Below are 21,867 nucleotides of genomic sequence, written 5' to 3' on the forward strand. Positions count from 1 at the left end.
AAGGCGCAAGATGGGTGAAGAAGGCATTAGAGGGCACAGACGACAAGAAGGCAAAATAAGTCATAGTGCCGTCATAGTCTTCTTATCCTTTCTTAAGCCGTCTATTCCTTCTTTTTAATAACATCTTTATCTATTGTTGAAACTGTGTTGGAACCCAGTATAAAGACGATATTTTTACCTTCTATCATTGCGTAAAAATCGCCTTTATCGGTTTTTTTGCCTATTAAGACGGTTGTTTTAGCCGGGCTTTCATCTTTATTATATTCTATTTCCACGCGGCAGGTGGGGTAATCAAGGCCATATGCGGAGAGATCGGAAGGATTGTTTGCCACAAATTCCTTTGCTCCCAAGTAGCATATTTCGCTTAGGATATTGTATAATTGGGTGGTATCTTCTATCGGCTGTTTATCGTCGGCGAGAATATTCCAAACGCCTTCCTTTTCCTGCTCGCAGACTATTTGTTTATCTTCTTTTACGATGGTGCAGCGGGTGATTTTATTGCGCGGGATTTCGAGGAGCCCTTTCTTATGGAGGTACAAAGCGCCTTTATCAACAATATCGAATAATTCTTTGCCCGCCGATACCACGCGTGTTTCGTTTGATTTCTTGAGATAGACATATTTTTCATCCATTGACGGCGATATCCCGATTGTCAGTGCGGGTTGGTTATCTAAAAATGCAACGGTTATTTCCAACAGCGGCGAACTAAGCCCGTAGGCGCCAAAATCGGAGACATTATCGGCGATAAAATCGAATGCCTCGGTCTCGTTAATCTTTTGGACCAATTGGCTGGGGCCGTTCCATTCCAGCGGAATATCGGATGGCTTGGTTAATTTCCATTCGGCTCCGGTTTTTTCCAGGAGCACGAGTGTTTCACCGGATTTCTTGGTTTCAATCGATTTGACATTCTCAAAAGCGATATTGAAGAGTTTTCTTTCACGGAATTCTTTAAAAGGTATGTTTAAATTAGACAGGCTTGCGGCGTCAACCAATATAATCGGGTTTACGCCTCGCTTGGTTGCATATATTTTCTTGGTATCGGAAATAGGAATTGTTCCCCAGATAATAGTTTCGGAAACGTTTGCTCCTGAAACGGTTATTTCCAGCACCGGTTTATCCAGCCCGTATTGGGCATAATGTTTTCCTGCGTCCTCCTGGGTGTCGCTTTGCTCCGCGACCACTGATTCGGCTTTTAGGTTTTCCAGTTCGGATAATAAAAATCTTATTTTTTCAGGGGAAGCATTTTCGTTGACCGGATAGGTTGTAAGCCATTCGTCCAGTTCTTTACGCTTAAATTCCATCGAATCCGCTGGCAGGGTGATTTTTATCTGTTCAATCTTTGCCGGCTCAATTGAAATCACCTTTTTATCCCTAAGGTCAAACAGGCTTTTGCTGATTGCCTGCCAGAATGATGGCTTGATGATATAAATATTGTTATCACCTTCTTTCATGGCATAAACGCCCTGATTCATTGGGGCATCCTTGCCTATTCTTAAATGATATGTCTGGTTCTTTTTATCGGTTACCGCCAGGTTAATACGCGGGATATCCAACCCGTATTCAGAAAGATTGCCGGCAACCGGAATTCCTTTTTCCTTGGAAAGGGAGCTTATTTCATAAGTAAGGTTTTCTATCTCTACCTTGTCCGCCGGTGTTTTAATTGGAGACGTGATTCTCCAATTGTTTTCCTTATTAAACTCGCAAACAATTTGTTGATTATCCTTATTTATCTCTACTTTTACGATATCTTTTTGTTCCAGGGGAAGCATTTGTTTGGCGAGCTTATCCCATTCTTTAACCGGAGGAACGGTATAGTGAAGGATAATGATGGCTCCTCCGATAACCACGGCAATGGCCAGCATAATAAGCGTAGAGCGGAATCTCATGGCAGTTATTTCCTCCTCATTATCCAGACAATAATGCCGAGAAGCAATCCTATAGACGGGATAAATACCAGGCTTATCAGTGTTAATTTTAATGGCCGGTTGTCTTTGCTTAAATCAATGCTGGTATCTTCGGGCTTTTTAGGTTCAATCGTGATGAATTGTTCCTGCCGGGCGAGCCAGCGTATGGAATTTATGACAAAGTCATTCGGGCCGAGGTAATAAGGTGATTCAGGATGAAGGTATCTGTTTTTTATCATTTCGGACGCTCCGATAACCACCAACCGTGTTTCCGGCAACTGTTCCGTCGAACTTGCCGTTGTTCCGCTAACCGGTTTGCTTATGGCAAAAGCCAGGGTTAACGGTCCTTTTTTCTCATTTTCATCCAGTCTTGCTTTGCCTGTGTCCAAAACTCCGGCGATATCCGTTTCTCCCCATGAATCTTTCGACGAATGCGCGATTTCAGTTGTTTGTATATCCTGAGATGTTTCTTTATCTTTTTCCATGGAGCGGCAGAAAACAAGAGGCGTGGGTAATCCTTTGGCTTTCAAATCCTTGGTAATCGGATGAAACGCTATCCCGTAATCGGTGACCTGCGGGGCGGTGTAATCTTTCATCAATCCCATAACGCTGTTGCATTGCTGGTCAATCACGACGACATCTTCCAGAATTATACCCCATTCTTTGAGGAGTCCTTCGAGTTTTATATTCATGCCGGCGCTGATGAGTATCAGCACTTTTCCGCCTTTCTTAAGATATTCCCTTATCTGGTTGGTTTCATCGGGCAGGAAAGGTTCGGAAGGGCCTGCGATGATTAAAATATCCGCATCCTTCGGGGTGTTTTTACTCGTATGGAGATTAATCGCCTGCGTATCCATGTTTTCCCCCTTAAGGGTTTTATCAAGATAGAGCAGGTCTTTCGATAATTCCGGTTCGTTGTGCCCTTCGGTAAAATACACCTTAATCTTTTTTGCCTGGATGACGCTCAAGATAGCGCTGCTGAAGGCTTCTTCCCCCCGGAAAACATCTATCCCTGTTTCCTGCGGTTGCATATAAGGGTTGCTGTAATCATATTTAGGCGTATAAGTATCGCGCATGTTTACAACCTTGCTTTTACCTTCATAAACAAATACGATGTCGTTTTCCTGGAGGACTGATTCGACTTTAAGCTCTTCGGTAAGGTATTTTAATTTGGCTTCGGTAAGAGCCGGTTCCTTATAGATTTCTATTTCTTCCACAATTATATTGCGCGAATTCATCTTGTATTCTTCCAGCAGGTCTTTCAGCCGCGGGACTACCGCGTGGTTATAAACAAACAGTGCATAAATCTGGACCGGTTTGGTTAGTTGTGTAAGGACATTCTTGCTTTTTTCGGAAAGCTTATAAGTCTGCCTGAAGGTGCAATCCAGCCTGTAATAATAGCGGGTGGAAAGGTAATTTAAGCCTGCGAATATTGCAAGGCCGATTAGCACCATTAAAATCACATTAAAGGCGATAAGGCTCCTGCGGGCGGAGTTCCATCCGGGCGAAGCCGGGGCCGGCGCCAAACCACCGCTGGTTTCTGTTACAACCGCCGGTTTTGAGGCATCAACCGGTTTTTGATTATCCTGGTTTATTTCCATCGTTTTGACTCCACGATTCTTACGCTTAGGAATAAGAATAAGCCGATAAGCGATAAATAATATACCACATCCCGGGAATCTATCAGGCCTTTTCGGAAGGCGTCCAAATGCTCGAAAAATCCGAGATAAGTCATAACGTTTCCGAGAAGTTTTATGAATTCAGGCGAAGTCGATTTAGTGAGGCTCATGCTGATCCACCCGAAAATCCACCCGATAATCAGGATTACAAAAGTGATTATTGCGGCAACAATCTGGTTTGAGGTAAAAGAGGAAACAAACAGTCCGATTGCCACAAACGAGGCTCCCATGAGAAGCAGCCCCAGATAGCCGGTTATCAAAGAACCGAGATCCGGGTTTCCCCACATCATCAGCATCACCACGTAAATAAAAGTCGGGATGACCAGGAAAAGGAAAAAGATAAATCCTCCGAAGAATTTGGCAAGGACTATTTCACTTTCTGTAACCGGCGCGGTCATCAGCATCTCGAGCGTGCCGCTCTTTTTTTCCTCTGCCAGAAGCCTCATGGTTATCATGGGCATGATAATGAGCGTGATAAAACTCATGGTGTCAAGCACCCCGCGCATTGCTTCCGTATTCGGCGCTTCTTTTATTATCTGGTAAAAGAAAACGCCGGTAAAGAAAAGGAAACCGGTCATAATGACATAAGCCAGCGGCGTATAAAAATACGACAGGCATTCGCGTTTCGTCAGGTTTATTATGTTTTTCATGCTGTTTCTTCTGCCGTTACCTTTACAAAAATATCCTCCAGAGTGGCTTTTTCCTTATGCAATTCCCTTAATGCCCAGTTATGTTCCGATATTTTACGGGAAACGAGTTCCCGGATATCTTCCTTGGCGATAACGGTGAAAGTGCTGATATTATCGGCGCCGGAGGTTCCGCTTACTGCTATTACCTGGGGAATTTCCTCAAGCGCTTTCTGGACGTCTATTCCCAGCGCTTTCACCTCCAGTTTTATAATGATTTCTCCGCTTCCTTTCACCATGTGTTCCATGGTGTCCTGCGCGACGATTTTACCGTGGTTGATGATAATGACGCGGTTACAGATGATTTCTACTTCCGGCAATATGTGCGTGGAAAGTATGACCGTGCGGTCGCGGCCCAGTTCTTTTATCAATTCCCTGATTTGTCTTATCTGGTTCGGGTCAAGCCCTATGGTCGGCTCGTCCAAGATAAGGATTTTTGGGTTATGGACGATAGCTTCGGCCAGCCCGACCCTCTGGCGGTATCCTTTGGAAAGGTATCCGATGATTTTTCTTTGCACGTCCTTCAGGCCGCAGCGGTTTATTATTTCATCAAGTCGTTTTGTGCGTTCTTTGCCTGGTACGCCTTTGAGCCTTGCGCGGAAATCAAGGTATTCATTTACCCTCAAGTCATTATATAAAGGCACGTTTTCCGGCAGGTAGCCGAGCATGCGGCGGACATTCAGGGAATCCATGACCGTATCATTGCCTTCGATGGTGATTTTGCCGGTTGAAGGCGGCAGGTAAGTGGTAATCATCCGCATGGTGGTGGTTTTGCCGGCGGCATTGGGTCCCAGGAAACCGATAATCTCCCCGACATCCACATCAAAGGAGATGTTATCAACCGCCGTTATACCGGAAAATCTTTTGGTTACGCCTTCTACCTTAATCATAATTTATAAGCCAAGGAAAGTTTTAATGATTATCCGAGTTGCTTATTTTATATAAATGTAAGCGGCTGTCAATAAATTTATCAGTTTATGCTAGTGTCTTGTTATTCTTGGTGATGTGTTCGCCTGGAACGGATTTCCTTCTTTAACAGCATTATATTATCATAAGTCGCTGATCTCTGTTGTTCCGGTATTATCCTGAATATTTCCAATGCCTTTTCCAGGTGGACCGAAGCTTCTTCGCGCATGGCTTCCGCTTTATCGGGATCGGATTCCTTATAACTTTGCCTGACCAAATCCGAAGCTTTAACATAAAGGTTTACCGCTTCATCCTTAAGTTTTTCCTCGTTAAGCACGACGATTTGGTTGCATTTAGTGCAAGTCAGGTAATCTTTTCCTTTTGCTTCTTTCCTGTCCACCTCAAACTTTTCGTTGCAATGGGTGCATTTTATTATTATTACATCCTTTGAAACGCCGTCCGAGCGGAACATCAGCATGAAAATCACGGCGATAATTATTATGATGGAAGAGATGCTCATGATTATATTTAATTTGGAGGAAAAGAATCCCGTATTCTTCGGCCTTTCTTCATCGTTATTCGTTTTCTGATTATTCTTTGATTTCTGTGTCCGTGTTGAACCGTTGTTCTTTGTTGTATTTTGCAGCTTGATTTGTGTCGAAGGCTTGGCGGGGTTTGCTTGTTTGGGGGCGGTTGCAGAGGGATTCGTTTTTACGGCTGATGCTTGTTTGTTTATAGCAGCAGGATTATTAACTTTTACCGCTGGTTTTGGAATCGCCGGTGGGATAGGTGGTTTTGGCTGGGTGTTTTTCATTGTACCGAGGTTTTGTCCCGCAGGCGTTTTATTAGGGGCGGTAGTAGTTTGTCCCGCAAGCGGTCTGGGTGCCGGTTTTGGAATATTCTGCCCGGCGGCCGGTGCCGGCGGTTTGGGCATTGCCGTATGCTGGTTAGGAGCGGGGCTATTTACCGGAAGCTTATTGATTCCGTTATTCTGCTTGGGGATATTCTGGTTCATATTTTAATCTCCCGTTTACAACAAGGCGTCTATAAATCGGTCAGCATCAAACGGCTCGATATCTTCCGGTTTTTCTCCAATGCCGATAAATTTGACCGGGATATTCAACTGGTTCTTTATAGCTATTATAATACCACCTTTTGCCGTTCCGTCAAGTTTTGCTAAGAAAATCCCTGTGACATTAATCGCTTCATTAAACAATTTTGCCTGGACGATTGCGTTTTGCCCGGTGGTCGCATCAAGGACCAGGAGCGTTTCATGGGGCGCACCCGGTATTTTCTTCGCCACGACGTTTCTTATCTTGGTTAATTCTTTCATCAGATTGGCTTTGGTATGGAGTCGCCCGGCCGTATCAATAATGAGATAATCCGCTTTACGAGCTAAGGCCGCATCCACCGCGTCAAAAACTACGGCGGCCGGGTCTGAACCTGATTGATGCCGGATTAACTCGGCTCCTACTCTGTTTGCCCAGATGCCCAGCTGTTCAATCGCCGCTGCCCTGAACGTGTCACTGGCCGCTAGGATGACTTTTTTATTCTCGGCTCCCAGCAAATACGCCAGTTTGGCAATGGAGGTTGTCTTGCCTGTCCCGTTTACGCCTCCGACCATAATGACCGTCGGCGGGTTAGCACTGGCCGCAAGTTTAGTATCACCTCCTTTAAGGGTTGCTTTCAACTCGGCCTTGAGGTGTTCCATTACCTTATCAGCGTCCGTAATTTTTCCCTGGCCTGGTTTTGCTCAAACCAGATTTCAGTTTTTCCAGAACCGTTTTAAACATAATTATTCCCTGGATTGGAAAATCTTATCCAAAACCCCGTTAATAAAAGCCCCGGATGATTCTGAGCCGTATTTCTTGGCAAGGTCCACTGCTTCGTTGATGGAAACAACCGGTGGAATATCAGACCTGAACACAATTTCGTATGCACCCAGCCGCAGGATTATACGGTCAATAACCGCCAGGCGGTTGATTTCCCAGTTATCCAGCTTTTTTTGAATTGTTTCGTCAAGCTCGGCTTGTTTTTCCTTGACGCCGTCGACCAGCTCCTGCGCGAATGTTTCAATGTCTTTTGTCGTATTTTCGGCATCCGGTATGTTTAACTCATCGTTTTTGAATTCGATTTGATATAATTTCTGAAGAGCTCTTTCCCTGGCTATCGAACGGTTGCGCATAGAGCAATAATATATAGTTACAAAGGGCAACTGTCAAAAGAAAAGTTGATTTTGCTTGACAGTTAACGGACATAAAAAGAGAATAGCGGCAACTTTTATTAGGAGAAATAAGATTATGAGAAAACTTTTAATGTTGGTTGCCTTGCTTTCCTTTTTACTCGTTATCCAGAGTGTTTCATCAGGCGGTGAATCCAGCCGGGTTCGTCTTGATATTAAAGAGCACATATTGAAGAATGGGATGAAGGTGATTATCATGGAACGGCATACCTCGCCCACCGTTGCGGTTAATATTGTCTTCAAAGTAGGCTCGGTCAACGAGCGCCCCGGGATTACCGGACTTTCGCATATCGTGGAACACATGCTTTCCAAGGGCACCAAGCGTATCGGAACAAGAAATTACCAGATGGAAAAACCGCTCTTGGACGAGATAGATAAGATTTACGCGCGTTTGAATCTGCTGGTGAAAGAACGCGCTCGTTTGCCTCTGGATAAACCGGCACCCCAGGACGATGAAATAAAAGGATTGGAGAAAAGACTGGTTGAATTAAAAGAGAAAGCCCAGGCCTACCGTATTCCTGATGAAATATCCATGCTTTACAAGAGGCACGGTGCGCAGGGCTTGAATGCCTCGACCAGCAATGAAATCACTTGGTATTATTGCGAGTTGCCATCGAACAAGCTGGAACTGTGGGCATGGCTTGAATCGGACCGTTTTAGCAACCCGGTCTGGCGCGATTTCGAGGAAGAAAAATCAGTTATCCTGGAAGAACGCCGCTGGAGGAACGAATCCAATCCGGGCGGCACACTTTATGAAAACTTTAATGCTCTTTGCTACCAGGCGCATCCCTTGAACTGGCCGGTCATTGGCTGGCGTTCTGATATCGAGGCGGTTACCAAGGAAGAGCTTAACGAATATTTCCACCAGTATTATGCCCCGAACAATGCGGCGGCCATAATTGTCGGCGATGTCGACGAAAAACAGGTCATGGAATTGATGCGTAAGTATTTTGATCCCATCCCTCCTTCCCCCAAGCCTGTCCCGGAAGTCGTCACGCGCGAGCCCGAACAATTGGGGGAAAGGCGCGTTATCCTGGAACTTGACGCTGAGCCGATGCTGGATATCGGCTATCATACGACCACCCTCGGCACCCTTGACGATTATGCTTTAGACATAGTCAGCATGCTGCTTTTCGGCGGGCGGACCAGCCGTATGTATAAAAAACTCGTCCTGGAAAAGAAACTCTGCACCTCGGTGGGCGGCTATAACGACGCCGGCAAATATCCGGGACGTTTCATAATTTACGCCCAGCCGCGCTACCCTCATACCCCACAGGAAGTGGAGCAGGCAATATATGAGGAACTGGAAAAATTCAAGAACGAGAAGATTGCCGATGAAGAAATGACCCTGATGAAAAAAAGAATGGAGGTTGGATTCTTGATGGGATTGGATTCCAATTTGGACATGGCAGAAACCCTCGGTCATTATGAAGGGCTGGCATCATGGCGTTATATTTTGGATGTGAACGTCCAGCGCGATAAAGTAACCCAACAGGATATCAAAAATGTAATGGAAAAATATTTTATCCCGAAAAACAGGAATGTTGCTATCTTAATGAGCAAACAAACGGGTGATAAGCCCGCTGAAAAAGAAAACGAATAACAGGAGTGTTTTATGAGAAAGAAATTATATTTCCTGGGTTCTCTTTTGCTTGTCTCGGTCCTTTTGGTGATTCAATGTTCAGCGTCCAAGCCGGCCGTCGCACAAAGCGAGACGCCTGACCCTGACCAACGAATCGGTAATCCGGATAAAATAAAGTTTCCTCCCATCAAAATAGTCATCCCAAAACCGGGCAGGGTGGAACTGGATAACGGGATAGTACTTTATACCTTGGAAAACCATGAATTGCCTTTGACTGAAATAACTGTTCGTATCAAAACCGGTTCGCTATGCGAACCGCAGGATAAACTTGGCTTGGCTAGCCTGACTGCCGTTATGATGCGCAACGGCGGTATCGGCAAGCTTTCTCCCATGCAGGTTGATGAAAAGCTTGAAACAATGTGCGCCACGCTTAATGCCAGTTCCGAATACGAGGAGATTAATTTTACCCTGACAATGCTGAAAGATGATTTAGATGAAGGATTGAAACTTCTTTCAGATCTTTTGACTGCACCGCAGTTCGATGAAGAAAGGCTTAAATTCGAAAAAGCCCAGCTTGCCGAGTCTTTCAGGCGAGAAAACGATAAATCCGATGATATCGGTTACCGTAAAATCATTAAGATTATTTATCCGGAGCATCCTTACGGGAATGTCCCGGCCGGCACAGCCGAAACCGTGGAATCTATTTCTCGGGGAGATATCGTTGGGTTCTATAATAGATATGTAAAACCGAACAATATCTTCGTGGCTGTCGGCGGTGATTTTAATGCTTCGGAAATCTTAAAGATGGTCCATGATAAATTGGGTAAATGGGAAAAGCAGGCGATTGATTTGCCTAAGCTTCCGTTGCTCGAATTAAAATACCAGAAATCTATTAATCTTGTCCCGAAGGAAGTAAACCAGACATCCATAATAATCGGGCATCTCGGCATAAAAAGAACCTCGCCGGATTTTTTCCCCCTTATCGTGATGAATGCCATCCTGGGCGGTGCTTCCTCTTCGCGTCTGGAACATAGCGTCCGCGAGGAAAAAGGGCTGGCTTACGGCATCTGGAGTTATTTCATCATGCGCCGCGACCTGGGTGTTTTCCTCATCCAGACGGATACGAAAAATGAATCGGTCTCTGAAGTTACCGGGATTATCCTTGATGAGGTGGAAAAAATGCGCAATGAACCGGTGAAAGACGAGGAGCTTATACAGACAAAGGATTCTATTCTTAACGGCTTCGTTTTCCGCTTTGATAAAACCAGCCGGATTCTTGACCAGTATATCTATATCGAATACATGGGCATTTCTAAAGACTACCTGGAAACCTACCGTGATAATATTATGAAAGTGACCAAGGAGGATATCCAGAGGGTCGCCAGACAATATCTTCATCCTGAAGACTTTACATTTATGTATGTCGGCAACCGGGCGGATATCGAAAAACAGATCCAAGAATTTGGGGCAGTAAACATAATTAACCTGGAAGAGAAAAAATAAACTGCTTGCGCATGGAATAATTCCGTTGCTTTATTTGTTTATACATTATTAGGAAATATTCCGGGTTTTCTTTAAAAGGAGATCTCTATGATGAAAATGCCTTCTAAGGTTTTGAGATGCGGTTTATTGCTGGTGCTCCTGGCTGCCACGGCCACTTTCGGCAAAGATGAAAAGAAAATAGATATCTGGCAACATGTCGATAAGCAAAAGGTTGAGAATGCGATTAAGAGCGGGCTGGCTTATTTGCTTGATTCTATCGAAAAAGGAAATCAGCTTTCGCCTTCCCTGGTTCCGCCTGGTGTTGACGGTTTATCCGCTGAGGAATTCGTTCTTTATACCTTGGTCAAGGGAGGTGTGGATAAAGAAGATCCCAACTTTAAGAAACTTCTGGAAAAAGTGCTTTCCAAGAAACTGGAGCGCACTTACCTCGTTTCTGTTTTGGCGATGGCGCTTGATGAAATAGATAGGGTCGCTTACCAGGAAAAAATAGCCAACTGCGCCCAGTTCCTGATAGATAACCAGTGCAAAAACGGCCAATGGGATTACGGTAAGCCGACCGACCCGCTTGATTCTAAAGTCTTTGTTACCCCGTCAAAGCCCAAGGACGGTAAAGATAGCGGGACTGTTTCGGTGAAAAAGGTCCAGCTTGCCCGGCGCCGCGGCAAAGAAGGCCCGGCCACCGGCGATAATTCCAATACACAATATGCCTGCCTGGCGCTGCGTTCTTGTATGCAGGCAAGCATCGTCATTCCGCCCGAAGTTTTCCAGCTTACTGCGCAATTCCTGGAGAAAAAACAGCAGGCAGACGGCGGATGGGGATATGATTCCCCTCATGGTAACCAGATTTCTCCGGCTTATGGGAGTATGAGCGTGGGTGCTTTGGGGAGCCTGATTATCTGCAAATTCTACCTGACAAAGAGAATTCCTGACCGCGATAATTCCGTGCTTAAAGGGTTTGACTGGGTCATCAAGAATTTTACGGTTACCGAAAACCCGAAATTCAAGCAGGGATTCTGGCATTATTATTACCTTTATGCCATGGAACGTTTGGGTGCATTTCTGGAAACAGAGGAATTCGGTTCCAATTTGTGGTATCCGGTCGGTGCCAAGTTCCTCTTGGAAAAACAGGAAGCAAGCGGCAGTTGGAATCAGGGCAGGATTGATGACACCTGTTTTGCCATCCTTTTCTTAAGAAGGGCGACTAAACCGCTCCGTGCAAAAGTCACCGGTGACAAGGAATAATTATTTCCGCTGTCCTAGCACAAACGAGGAAATAATCATCTTCTGGATATTCGACGTCCCTTCCACAATCTGGAAACTCTTGGCGTCTCTCAGGCGGCGTTCCACCGGGTATTCTGATGAGAATCCGTAAGATCCGAATATTTTAACCGCTTCGTTGGTTGCCTTGACGGCGGTCTCGGCGGCGAAATACTTTGCCGTGGAAACTTCCAGTGTATTCTTGATGCCTTTGTCTTTGAGGTAAGCGGCGCGATAAACCAGCATCCGGGCAGCTTGTGTTTCCACGAACATCTCGGCCAACTGGCTCTGGATCATTTCGTATTCGGCTATTTTCTTGCCGAACTGTTCGCGTTCGTTGGCGTATTTGACTGCGGCGTCCAGCGCTCCCTGGGCTACCCCGACCGCACGGCAGGCACAACTCAAGCGGGTGTTATCCAGCATGCCCATGCATATCTTGAATCCGTCTCCGGTTTTTCCCAAAAGCGCGCTCTTGGGTATTTTGGCGTCTTCAAAAATCACCTCGCCGGTCGGCGCGCAATGCAACCCTAGTTTTGTTTCTATGGCGCGTGTGGTGACTCCCTTGGTGTTTTTCAGTTCCACCGCGAAGGCGGACATGCCTTTGTGCTTCTGCGTAGGGTCTGTATAAGCGTAAACGATTCCAATATCAGCTACCTGTGCGTTGGAAATCCAGGTTTTGGCACCATTCAAAAGCCAGTGGTCGCCTTTATCCACGGCCAGCGATTTCATCGAGGCGACATCAGAGCCGGAATTGGGTTCGGTAATGGCAAAGCATCCCATGAATTCCCCCGTTACCAGCTTGGGTATATATTTTTTCTTATGCTCCTCCGTGCCCCAGGCAAGCAAAACCTGCCCTGGCCCGATGGTCTGCATATTGAAAGGCAACCCATAAGAAGCGCTCACCCGGGCGATTTCCTCGTTCATGATGACCGTTGCGAGCATCCCGACGCCTGTCCCGCCGTATTGTTCGGGGATGACCCCGCCGAAAAATCCAAGCTCGCCCATCTGCCTGACTATTTCCGGGCGGAATTTATGCTCGGCTTCGTCTTTTTCCACAATCGGGGCGATTTCTTTTTCCGCGAAATCGCGGGCTACCTTTTTCATTTCCAGTAATTCTTCGGTCATTTCAAAATCCATATTTATTCCTCCCCTTATCACGAAAACACGAAATTATTTCGAGCCTTCATTTCTTTTCGGGCTTTCGCCCCGCTCCACTCCGTTTCGGGGACACCCGATTGATAGGGAGTCCCATACCGAAGGTGTGGGGTGTTTATAACTTTCCTATTATGTTTCTGGCAATCACAATCCTCTGGACTTCGGAAGTGCCTTCTCCGATTTCAGTTAGTTTGGCATCCCGGTAATACCGTTCCACCTGGTATTCATTCATATAACCATAACCGCCCATAATCTGGATGGCGCTCTTGGTGGCGCGCATGGCGGTTTCAGATGCAAAGAGTTTTGCCATGGCGGATTCCTTGCCGAATGGTTTGCCTTCCTCCATAAGATGCGCTGCGTGGTAAATCAAGTGGCGCGAGGCTTCTATCTCGGTTGCCATATCGGCTATCATCATCTGGATTGCCTGGAAGGAGCCTATGGGTTTGCCGAACTGCTGGCGTTCCCTGACGTAAGGAAGGGCTTTATCCAGCGCTCCCTGGGCGATTCCCAATGCCAAAGCGCCGATGCTGATCCTGCCCCCATCCAAAGTTTTCATCAGGTTTTTAAAGCCGTCGCCTTCCTTACCCAGCAAGTTTTCCTCCGGCACGAAGCAGTCCTCAAAAATAAGTTCACATGTATCAGAGCCGCGCAGGCCCAGTTTATCCTCTTTCTTACCGCTTTTAAATCCCTTAAAACTGCTTTCTATGATAAAAGTGCTCAATCCATAAGAGCCTTTTGCATTCATATCGGTTTTGGCGAGTACTACAAAGCTTTTTCCCACGCTGGCATTGGTGATGAATATTTTGGAGCCGTTAATGATGTAGCCGCCTTTGGTTTTTTTGGCGGTGGTCCGTGTCGCGCCGGCATCAGAACCGGCTTCCGGCTCGGTCAGCCCCATTCCGCCCAGGTATTTGCCGCTTGCCAGGGGAGTAAGGTATTTATTTTTCTGCTCTTCCGTGCCGAAGGCGTAAATGGGGAAAGAGCCCAGCGATGTATGGGCAGCTAAAGTAATGGAGGTTGAGCCACAGACGCGCGCCAGTTCCTCAACCGCGAGGATGTAGCTAAGCTCTCCTGCCTCCGCGCCGCCGTATTCTATGGGCCAGGGGATGCCCAGGAGATTAAGCTGGGCCATCTTTTTTATGGTCTCGTGCGGGAATTCGCTTGATTTATCAATCTTCCTCGCAATCGGTTCTACTTCTTTAAGCGCGAACTCGCGGACCGTTTCCCGGATTAGTTTTTGTTCTTCAGTCAGTTCTATCATAAACAGGAATGCGTAGTATACATATAATAATATAAACTATTCAAGAAAATCCGGGTTTTCGTTAAAAACAGTCCGCCGGCTTTTATAAAGAAAGTAACGGCTGTATGGTTGCTTTGCCTGTTTTATTCTTTCTTCGTTTCCGGTTCGTCGCCTGTAAAGTTGGCCTTAAGGGTGGGAGTGGCGAGTTTTAGGAAAAGAATGGCGAAGCAGGTGTCCGCGATGACCGTGCTGTGGACATCGTCGCCCGGCGCGTTCCAGCTGCCGTCTTTTGCGCTCTGGTTTTCTACGAGGTATTTGGCGCCCTCCAGATACCAGTCGCGGTTGCCGAGCTGTTTTACTCCGAGTACCGCACCGACGCGCTCCACCCCGTAAATGTAATAATATTGCCAGGCTTGTTCTCCACCCCAGCCTTTCATGATGGAGTTTGCCGCCCCGGGGTTGCCGTCGAACTTGAGTTGGCTTCCCAGCCAGTTTAAACCCCTGTTTATGCATTGATCCTGGGTGATATCCTTTTTAAGGTAAAACTTGGCGATAGCCGAGCCGCAGACTGCGGCGCAGGTCATGCTTCCGTAAGATGAGGTGTCCGGTGCTCCCTCAACGCTGTATCCCCATCCGCCGTCGCCCATCTGGTTTTTTTCAAACCAGTCTGCAGCTGCCTGCCAGGTCTCGTCCGGTATATCCACACCGGCGCGGGCGGACGAGCGCAACCCCAGAAGTGCGAATTGGGTATTGGAATTATCACCGCTTAGCTGGGTTTTCTTCTGGTCGGTTTTACGGGTTACTTTTATCTTAAAAAATGGTTTCTCTTTTTCCTTCTTGGCGTTTTTGGTTTCGCCTTCACCGGTGATGATTGCTTCAAGCGTTTTGGCAGATTCCTTGGTCACAACCGGCAGGTTTGAGCCTTCTTTATAAAGGCAATTGTAATTCCACTGGCCGTTCTGCGCCTGCGAATCCACCAGCGCCTGGGCGCATTCGGCAAGCCGGTATTGATGTTTGTAGCGGTCGGCCATTTCTAGGACCATTGCCGTCACCGCGGTGTTATAGACTTGTTGAAGCTTGCCCTTGCTTACATCAGCGATTCCCGCGGCAAGGTTTCCGTTCTTTTTAGGGTCGACGCCGGCGTGGAGCATTGTCAAGACGACCAGTTCTTTTTCGCGCCCTTTCATTCCCTTTGAGGTCAGGTATTTTATGCCTTTATCTATTGCCGCGTTTATTTTCTTCTGGGTTTCTTCGTCAGCCGAATAAACGCTGGTAAAAGGCAGCCAGCAAAGAAGAGCCAAAAAAGCAAAGGCGAGTATCAATTTGGTGTGTTTCATGGAATGGTTCCTTTCAAATAAAATTATGAATTATATATTAATAATACCCATTTTACTGCGGCTGTCAAGCTTTTTCCGTTAACCTCTGATAATTCCACTCGGCTTGTTAAAGTCAAACAGCGGGATTAAATGGATTAAGCGGAAAGTCCGGCATCTGATTTGCAGGCAACCGTTCCCTCTTCAGATTTACGGAAGAAAATATAAAAGAATATTGCGGAAAGCGAATATAAACCGACCGCAATATAAAACGAAAGGATATAATTGCCCTTTAAAACCGTTCCGAAGACCCATGCGGATATCGCCCAGGACAGGCTCCAGGTGATGCTAAGAAACGCGTTTAACATTCCCTGTTCCTCTTTCCTGCACATCTCAATCAGCAGGGTGTTTGAAATAGGGCTCCCCATATTCATCAGGACCGATCGCATGATAAAAGCCGCCACTGCCAGCCGGATATCTGTGGTCAACGCCAGGACGAGTATAAAGGGAATGGAAACACATTGTGTTAAAACTATGGTATTGACCTTGCCCAGCTTTTCCGATAAGACCGGTGCAATCAAGACACCCGCCGCCATGGTGACGGATTGGAGCGCCATGTAAAATCCGATGGCGCCGTCCGAAGAATTGAAAATATCCCTGAAGTAAAGGTTGATGAACTGGACAATCATCCCCGCGCCGATTCCGACGAGTCCCGAAGGTATGCTCGCCTTGGCGAAAAATTTCCAGTTCCATCCGGCAAAGCCGGAAAGCTTTATTTTTCTGTCCGGTTCGCCCGGCTCGTGTTTGGCAGGCCTGATAAAAAAGAGCGGTATCGTCCCTGCCAGCCCGGCAAGCATGCCGCCCATGATGATATAGCGGTAACCGGCAAGCGACTCGACTCCAAAACTGTTAAGCATATCCTTGATTGTCCCGCCGATGACGTTCCCGAAAACGCCTCCGGATATCATGATGATAAAAGTAAGGCTGAAAATATAAGTCCGTTCCGTTGTCCCGGAATTGGACATGATGAACGGCCCGTAAACCACCCTGATAAAGGTTTCGCAGGCGAATGCCGCGAAAATCATGGGCAAAAAGAGCGCCATATTCAAAGTGGCCATTGCCGCGACAAAGAAAACGATTGCGCTAATTTGAGCGATGATTAAAATCCGTTTTTGGCTGTAGCGTCCGGCAAGGTATCCGGCCGGGAGTGCCGCAAGGACCGCGGCGATTAAGGTCAATGCCTGGATATTCCCGATTGCCTTGTTGTCGAATCCGGCGGTTTTGAGGTAGAGGTTAAAGAAAAGGAAGTAGAAGGAAATGCCGACTCCGGAAATCAATTGGGAGATGAGTAACAGCCGGATATTCCGGTTAAAGAGCCTTATCCGGTTCCAGTAGGCGGCCAGGAAGCCGAAAACGTGTTTCATTAAGCAAATATAACTCTAATCCAGCCGTAACGCAAGCAAAATTAATTCTTATCCGAAGGGAGAAAAGCGGGAGAAACAAACCCTAATGATGGGGAGTCCCTGTCACATACTAACTATTATCGTATTGTTTGCAGAGAAGGTTTAGTGTACATATGAGGGTATAGCGCATAGGCTATAAAGGTGCAGGCCATAGTATATGAAGGTCGAGTACGCAGGTCCCTATATTGTACAATTCATTTTTGGCCGCCCTCTTTCATTGTTTTTTATCACCCAGGAGTTTTTCCATGACGTCGCGGGCGTCCTGGTTTGAGGGGTCAAGTTCAAGGGCTTTCTCGAAATCAGCCCTGGATTTTTCGTAATCACCTTTGGCGTAATAAATCAGCCCTCTCTGGATATAAGGAATCGGGTCGTTGGGTTTTATCTCTATGGCTTTCCCGTAATCGGCAATCGCTTCTTCATGTTTTCCTTCCAGATAATGCACCATCCCGCGTGCCACGTAGGCGGGGATGAATCCCGTCTTAATATCAATAGCCTTGGTGAAATCCTTGATTGCGCTTTCGTATTTCTTCAGCGCCTGGCAGGCAAGCCCGCGCGCCAAAAGAACCTCCGTATTCCTCGGATTCAAGGCAAGCGCCGAGGTGTAATCCATTACCGCTTTTTCCATATCTCCCTTGTTCTTGTAAGAATTGCCCCTTCCTATATAGGCATCCGCATTTTCCTTTTCCAGTTTTATGACCACGCTGAAATCCATGATGGCTTTGTCGAAATTTTCCATATTGAAATAAACTTTCGCCCTTTCGAAATAGGCGGCGGCGAAATAGGGGCTTAAGGAGACGGCTTTGTTGAATTCTTCGATTGCCTGGTAATCCCTGCTTTCCGCGGCGTATTGAATGCCCAGTTTTAAGTGGGGGGAGGCATCCATGTTTTTGAGTGTCTTGTCGGAAGTGCAGCCGGATATGAGCACTGCTAAAACCAGGATTAGTAATATTCCGGAAGCTGAATCCTTCATCTTGCCCGCGCACCAGGTGCGGTGCAGGGCTTCGCTCCAAGAAACGATTTTTTCCGGCTTCACTGAAGTTCTTTTATTTTCTGGATTTTCTTTTTGAGTTCCAGTGCCTGCGGGTCTTTCGGGTTTATCTTAAGTGCTTTATTTACCTCGGCAAGGGCTTTATCGAATTCCGCCTTGTAGGTATAGGAATATCCTTTACCCACGTAAGCGTTGATATTATTCGGGTCGAGTGCCGTGACCTTGTCGAGGTCTTTGATGACATCGTCGTATTTGCGCAGGGAATTATTCAGCGCCGCGCGGGAAGTGTATGCCTCCAGGTATTTCGGGTCGATTTTGATTGCCATATCCAGGTCCTTGAAAGTTTCCGCGTATTTACTCTGCGTCATATAGACGACCGAGCGGTTGAAATATGCCTCTGCTTCTTTCGGGTTGATTTCTATCGCCTTGTTGAAATCGGCCATTGCATCATCCGGCTTTTGCAGGGCGAGGTAAGAAAGCCCTCGTTTGACGTAGGCGATGGACACCTTCGGGTCGAGCTTGATGGTGTAGGTGAAATCAGCGGCGGCTTTATCGAATTTGCCGGTATTGCCGTAAACCCTGCCGCGTTGGAAATACGCCTGCGGGCAGTAGGGGTCAAGCTCGATTGCTTTATTGAATTCGGCCAGCGCCGGTTCAAATTGGCCTTTGTCGTGGAAGGTCATGCCGCGGTCAAGATGCGATGCCACCTGTTTGAGCGTTTGCGGGTCGGACTCCTTTTTCCCGCAGCCGGCAAGCAAAAACATGACCGGCAGTGAGATAGCTATAATAAATTTCATCATGCCTAAAGGATAATTCCAAGGGCGCTTTGTGTCAAGCATTTAATTGATTTCCTTAATGGCTATAGATTTTACTTGACCGGGTAAAGAGCGGCATGATAATATCCTGCAATAATTGGTTTGTGCGAGGGGCAAAAGAGTGTTATCCAAAATAATGTTCTTTTTCGGGTTTCTTAAAGAAGTTTACAAGACCATGCGGGACAGCAACCTCTCGGCATTGGCCGCTTCAATCGCCTATTTCATGGTGTTATGCCTCATCCCGTTTTTACTGGTGGCGTTATCCATCCTGGGCTTTATACTGGGAGGGATTGATACGGCATTCAGCGCCCGGATTATAAGCTTCGTCCGCATTAACCAGCCGATGCTGGTGGATTACGTCAAGCAGTGCATAGAATTCGCCACGGTAAACAGGGACCTTTTGGGCATTATAGGACTCGCGGCGCTTTTGTGGACTTCCAAGGGCGTGGTCTTTGCGCTGGAATACGGGTTGGACTGTATGCTGGGGCTTGCCCCATTCGGCAAATCGTATTTACGGAAACTCCTGGATAGCGTCATCATGCTTTTTATCGTCATCGGGCTTTTCGCTTTTTCCATGGGATTGATGGTCCTAGCCAATTACGCCACGGCGCTGGCGAGCTCGACCGATTTTTCCATGGTTTTATGGGAAGCGCTGGGCGGGTTTTTATCCTACGTCTTTGCGCTGGTTATTTCGGCGATACTTTATTATTTCATCTACCGGATATTGCCGGCCGGGAAGCTTTCGGCGAAAGCGGCGCTCCTGGGGGCTCTCATCGGTGCGAGTATCTGGCAGGTCATTAACGGGTTCATGGGGTGGTACCTGGCAAAACAGGTCCTGCATTACCAGTTTATTTACGGCTCTTTCGCCACTTTTATCTACATCATATTATGGACATATTTCTTCGCCATGAGCATATTGATAGGCGGGGCGGTTATCAAAGTGGCGCGGGATAAGGGATTATAACGCATCACAAAACCTGTTTTTTCTTGTATTATATCCGATTTTCGCTATATTAGATGCTCATTATGCCGTATAATGAAATAGAAGAAAAACCGGATGGGCTGAAAGAGACTTACAAGAAGATTCAGCCTTACCAGAATATCATCTTTTTTGTCTTGTTAATCATTTTCCTGGTTGTGCTTTTGGTGGTCTGGCGCAATTACCGCATAAACAAGATGAACGATGCCGCCTGGAGCGAAATCGGGAAAGTGCCGTTTACTTCGGCCAATTTAAAGGTTTTGATAGACCGTTACAAGCTGACCGAAATCGTCCCGCTCCTGGAATTCCGGCTGGGCAACGCCCTGGCGCAGGAAGGCAACTACAAAGAGGCTTCGGACATTTACAAGTCTTTCATCAATAAATATCCCGAGCATCCGTTTGTCCAAAAGGCGAAAGAAAACCTGGCAGAAGCGGAAAAGAATATGTTATGGACGGGAGATGCGGGGCGGCTGACTGAGGAGAAAAAGAAACTGTTGGTTAAAAGGGATATGCCGCACTTGACTATCCAGACGGCCAAAGGCAATTTTGAGGTGGAGCTTTTTGAGGATGATGCGCCCAATACTGTGGCGAACTTTATCGCGCTGGTCCAGGAAAATTTCTATAACCAGGTGCCTTTCTTTGAACTGAGGGGAGACCTTGGCATATGCATCGGAGCCAAAGTCGTTACCCAAACCTTTACCGTGCCTTTTGAGAAGAATACCTTGAAGCACGAGGCTGGGTCGCTCGGCATGCTGCGCGCGGTTGACCCGGAAGCGAAAGAAGGCGTGCCTGAAAGGGAAAAATACACGGATTCAGCCACCACGAGATTTTATATTTGCCTCAATCCCAATGCCGATTCAGACGGCAAATACACGGTTTTTGGAAGAGTCTTGAAAGGCATGGAAGTGGTGAACCAGTTAAGCCCGGGGGTACAGATTACCGGCATCACGATAAACCACAAACGCAGCCACGCTTACGAACCGAAGCGTATAACGAGAGACCCTGCAGAGATACCAACTCCCGCCCCGCCGATCCCGCCAACACCGCCGGTTCCGCCGATACCTCCGCCTGAGATACAGGTTCCGCCGGTGCCTCCTGCGGAAACGCCTGTTACGCCGACTCCGCCGGTTGAAGAGAATAAGTAAAACCCCGCTCCGAAGTAATCTCTTCGTATAGGCAGGCAAAAATAATTTCTTCCATTGGCCAATATTTTAGTTGACAAGCATAGGCTAAACTTATACAATCCGGCTAAGTTAAAAGACAAAGTACTTTCACCCGCTATATTATTGGTGTCCGGTATGTGGGCTCTGCCCTTTGGGGCGGGGTTCCACGACGCTGGTCATACTGGACACTTTAGCGGGTGAAAAGTAGAAATCCAGCAAGTGGTTCCTTGCCCTTTTTTTATTGGGCATAGGAAAAGCAAATGTTGCTTTTATATCTTAAACGCTTAGGTGAAAGGAGGCAGCGAAAAATAGAAAATAGATTGATATGATACGACAACCACTGAAATAGTTTTCCGTTTTATCGCAGGAAAAATGATACCTAAAATAATGGTGGTAGACGATGACCAGGCAATCGGTAACCTCTTGACGAGATTCCTGCGCAAAAAGAATTATGAGGCAATCAGTTTTACTAACCCTAAAGAGGCGTTAGAACATCTTAAAACCAATCCGGTTAACCTGATGCTGATAGATTTGAACATGACGGCCGCCGTTGGCGAGCCTCGCCCTAATGGGCGGGAAATAAGCGGAATAGAATTAATTAAATCATCTAAGGAATTAAAGCCGGATTTATCAGTTCTGGTTATGACCGGAATGCCTGATTCAGAAACATTTGAGTTCTTAAAGAAATACGGGATTTCAGATTACTTAGAAAAACCCATTCACCTAAGCGATTTGGAAAAAAGCATTGCCGTGTCGCTGAAAATAAATATTGGCAATAAATGAAATTGCCCTTGACAAAGAGATTAATAAAAGTTATAGTATCAAACAATAAATAAGGAGGATTTATATGGGTAAAAAACACCGCGCCGTTAACATAGGAGCTTTCGGCATCGCCTTATTAATATGTATAGCCACCGTAAATCTCGCCTTTGCAGACCCAACCATCACCACAAATTCCCCCTTGCCTGATGCCTTGCTTAATACTGCATATA

General features: G+C 46.6%; 20 protein-coding genes. 7 read left to right on the top strand and 13 right to left on the bottom strand.

The genetic code is table 11. The features are described from left to right. Nucleotides 1-101: 101 nt before the first annotated feature. The 7 genes from HY811_07780 to nusB all read right to left on the bottom strand — a co-directional run bounded on the left by HY811_07780 (nt 102) and on the right by nusB (nt 7,360). Complete coding sequence (locus HY811_07780) at nt 102-1,886, bottom strand: DUF4340 domain-containing protein (protein MBI4834698.1); 1,785 nt, start codon at nt 1,884-1,886, stop codon at nt 102-104. A gap of 5 nt (nt 1,887-1,891) precedes the next feature. Further along, entirely contained in the window at nt 1,892-3,505 is a 1,614-nt protein-coding gene (locus HY811_07785; GenBank protein MBI4834699.1) for a GldG family protein, read from the bottom strand. Beyond that, complete coding sequence (locus tag HY811_07790) at nt 3,496-4,233, bottom strand: ABC transporter permease subunit (protein ID MBI4834700.1); 738 nt, start codon at nt 4,231-4,233, stop codon at nt 3,496-3,498. The genes HY811_07785 and HY811_07790 overlap by 10 nt, the downstream gene beginning before the upstream one ends. Further along, nucleotides 4,230-5,159 carry an ATP-binding cassette domain-containing protein gene (locus HY811_07795; GenBank protein ID MBI4834701.1) on the bottom strand — a complete coding sequence of 310 codons (930 nt, stop codon included), beginning with the start codon at nt 5,157-5,159 and terminating at the stop codon, nt 4,230-4,232. Before HY811_07795 ends, HY811_07790 begins: the two co-directional genes overlap by 4 nt. 101 nt (nt 5,160-5,260) lie before the next feature. Beyond that, nucleotides 5,261-6,190, bottom strand: coding sequence for a tetratricopeptide repeat protein (locus HY811_07800; protein ID MBI4834702.1), 930 nt, complete (start codon nt 6,188-6,190; stop codon nt 5,261-5,263). A 15-nt stretch (nt 6,191-6,205) separates the two neighbouring features. Further along, nucleotides 6,206-6,886 (bottom strand): signal recognition particle-docking protein FtsY, encoded by a 681-nt coding sequence (ftsY, locus tag HY811_07805; GenBank protein ID MBI4834703.1) that lies wholly within the window; start codon nt 6,884-6,886, stop codon nt 6,206-6,208. Between the two features lie 84 nt (nt 6,887-6,970). Beyond that, complete coding sequence (gene nusB / locus HY811_07810; GenBank protein MBI4834704.1) at nt 6,971-7,360, bottom strand: transcription antitermination factor NusB; 390 nt, start codon at nt 7,358-7,360, stop codon at nt 6,971-6,973. A gap of 115 nt (nt 7,361-7,475) precedes the next feature. Here nusB and HY811_07815 point away from each other — a divergent pair, with 115 nt between their 5' ends. From HY811_07815 to HY811_07825, 3 genes are all read left to right on the top strand, one after another. Beyond that, nucleotides 7,476-9,020 carry an insulinase family protein gene (locus HY811_07815; protein MBI4834705.1) on the top strand — a complete coding sequence of 515 codons (1,545 nt, stop codon included), beginning with the start codon at nt 7,476-7,478 and terminating at the stop codon, nt 9,018-9,020. A gap of 12 nt (nt 9,021-9,032) precedes the next feature. Then, nucleotides 9,033-10,502, top strand: a complete 1,470-nt coding sequence (locus HY811_07820; protein MBI4834706.1) for an insulinase family protein — start codon at nt 9,033-9,035, stop codon at nt 10,500-10,502. Nucleotides 10,503-10,589: 87 nt separating this feature from the next. Further along, complete coding sequence (locus HY811_07825; protein MBI4834707.1) at nt 10,590-11,744, top strand: terpene cyclase/mutase family protein; 1,155 nt, start codon at nt 10,590-10,592, stop codon at nt 11,742-11,744. Here HY811_07825 and HY811_07830 read toward each other — a convergent pair whose 3' ends face one another. From HY811_07830 to HY811_07855, 6 genes are all read right to left on the bottom strand, one after another. After that, nucleotides 11,745-12,896, bottom strand: a complete 1,152-nt coding sequence (locus HY811_07830) for an acyl-CoA dehydrogenase family protein (protein MBI4834708.1) — start codon at nt 12,894-12,896, stop codon at nt 11,745-11,747. Between the two features lie 133 nt (nt 12,897-13,029). Continuing rightward, nucleotides 13,030-14,175: an acyl-CoA dehydrogenase gene (locus HY811_07835; protein ID MBI4834709.1), complete on the bottom strand. Its 1,146-nt coding sequence runs from the start codon at nt 14,173-14,175 to the stop codon at nt 13,030-13,032. A 122-nt stretch (nt 14,176-14,297) separates the two neighbouring features. Further along, the gene (locus HY811_07840; GenBank protein ID MBI4834710.1) at nt 14,298-15,491 is read right to left on the bottom strand and encodes a terpene cyclase/mutase family protein; all 1,194 of its coding nucleotides are present in this window, start codon (nt 15,489-15,491) and stop codon (nt 14,298-14,300) included. Between the two features lie 134 nt (nt 15,492-15,625). Further along, nucleotides 15,626-16,891 (bottom strand): MFS transporter, encoded by a 1,266-nt coding sequence (locus tag HY811_07845; GenBank protein MBI4834711.1) that lies wholly within the window; start codon nt 16,889-16,891, stop codon nt 15,626-15,628. A 253-nt stretch (nt 16,892-17,144) separates the two neighbouring features. Then, nucleotides 17,145-17,963, bottom strand: a complete 819-nt coding sequence (locus tag HY811_07850) for a tetratricopeptide repeat protein (GenBank protein MBI4834712.1) — start codon at nt 17,961-17,963, stop codon at nt 17,145-17,147. Then, the gene (locus HY811_07855) at nt 17,960-18,757 is read right to left on the bottom strand and encodes a tetratricopeptide repeat protein (protein MBI4834713.1); all 798 of its coding nucleotides are present in this window, start codon (nt 18,755-18,757) and stop codon (nt 17,960-17,962) included. The genes HY811_07850 and HY811_07855 overlap by 4 nt, the downstream gene beginning before the upstream one ends. Before the next feature lie 97 nt (nt 18,758-18,854). Between HY811_07855 and HY811_07860 the strand changes: the two genes are divergently transcribed. From HY811_07860 to HY811_07875, 4 genes are all read left to right on the top strand, one after another. After that, the gene (locus HY811_07860; GenBank protein ID MBI4834714.1) at nt 18,855-19,697 is read left to right on the top strand and encodes a YihY/virulence factor BrkB family protein; all 843 of its coding nucleotides are present in this window, start codon (nt 18,855-18,857) and stop codon (nt 19,695-19,697) included. Nucleotides 19,698-19,759: 62 nt separating this feature from the next. Then, nucleotides 19,760-20,857 (top strand): peptidylprolyl isomerase, encoded by a 1,098-nt coding sequence (locus HY811_07865; GenBank protein MBI4834715.1) that lies wholly within the window; start codon nt 19,760-19,762, stop codon nt 20,855-20,857. Between the two features lie 390 nt (nt 20,858-21,247). Continuing rightward, the gene (locus HY811_07870) at nt 21,248-21,658 is read left to right on the top strand and encodes a response regulator (protein MBI4834716.1); all 411 of its coding nucleotides are present in this window, start codon (nt 21,248-21,250) and stop codon (nt 21,656-21,658) included. A 64-nt stretch (nt 21,659-21,722) separates the two neighbouring features. Continuing rightward, a partial coding sequence (locus tag HY811_07875; protein MBI4834717.1) for a hypothetical protein occupies nt 21,723-21,867 on the top strand: 145 nt, incomplete at its 3' end.

It is taken from the genome of Planctomycetota bacterium (assembly GCA_016207825.1).
In the GTDB taxonomy this organism is placed as follows: Bacteria; Planctomycetota; MHYJ01; order JACQXL01; family JACQZI01; genus JACQZI01.